The 1,103-nt window shown below is 70.1% G+C and carries 1 protein-coding gene; it reads left to right on the top strand.

Going from position 1 to position 1,103, the window contains the following annotated elements; all coding sequences use genetic code 11:
- Window positions 1-43 precede the first annotated feature (43 nt).
- The coding region (locus EOA28_RS36580; protein ID WP_148671141.1) for an NAD(P)/FAD-dependent oxidoreductase at window positions 44-1,103 on the top strand (1,060 nt) is incomplete at its 3' end.

Here is a 1,103-nt window from a genome sequence, read left to right as displayed (position 1 = left end):
ATCTCGACCGCAACGGCCGCAAGGCGGCCTGAGGACCACGACCATGGCAACAATCTCCCTCATGGCCTCCCCGAGGCGCGGCCATTACGATGCGATCATCGTTGGCGCTCGTTGCGCGGGCGCCGCGACCGCGATGCTGCTCGCCCGCGCGGGCCTCAATGTGCTGGCGATCGACCGCAAGCCCTATGGCTCGGACACGCTGTCGACACATGCGCTGATGCGGCCCGCGGTGCTGCAATTGTGGCGCTGGGGCCTGCTCGAGCCGTTGCTCAAGGCCGGGACGCCGCTGATCGAGACGACGACGTTCCACTATGGCGACGACGAGATCACCGTCCCGCTTGCCTCCGGTTCGGACCTACCCGGCCTGATCGCGCCGCGGCGCACGGTGCTCGACCGCATCCTGGTCGACGCGGCGCGCAAGGCTGGCGCGGAGATCCTGCACGAAGTCGCGGTCGGCGATCTCTTCGCCGACACGCGCGGGCGGGTGCGCGGCGTCGATATCCGAGATGCCGGCCGCGCATCGCTCCGGGTCAGCGCCGATATCGTGGTCGGCGCCGACGGCATCGGCTCGCTAGTGGCAAAATGCGTCGACGCCCAGCCCTTGCGGCGCGGCGCGGTGTCCGCCGCCCATGTCTATGGCTATGCGCCCGTCGAGCCGGGCGCCGGCTATCACTGGTACTTCCGCGACGGGATCGCCGGCTCCTTCATCCCGACCAATGACGGCGTCGCCTGCATCGTCGCCTCGGTGCCGACCGGCCTGTTCGACCAGCGCTTCCGCCTCGGCCATGCGCGTGCCCGCATGGATGTGCTCGAAGCGCTTGCGCCGGCGCTGGCGGAACAGGCGGCCCTGGCGCCGAAGGACACTCGCCTGCAGGCGTTCCGCGGCGTGCCGGGCTACATCCGCCAGCCGCACGGCCCCGGCTGGGCGCTGGTGGGTGACGCCGGCTTCTTCCGCGACCCGATCACCTCGCACGGCATTTCCGATGCGCTGCGCGACGCCGAAACTCTGGCGCGGGCCATCCTCGATGGCTCGGAGGCGGCATTCGCGATCTGGCAGCAGCAGCGCGACCTGATCGCCAACCAGATCCTGGATATCACCGACG

It is taken from the genome of Mesorhizobium sp. M2A.F.Ca.ET.067.02.1.1 (assembly GCF_004023285.1).
Taxonomy (GTDB): domain Bacteria; phylum Pseudomonadota; class Alphaproteobacteria; order Rhizobiales; family Rhizobiaceae; genus Mesorhizobium.
This window is presented reverse-complemented; position numbering and strand designations above follow the sequence as displayed.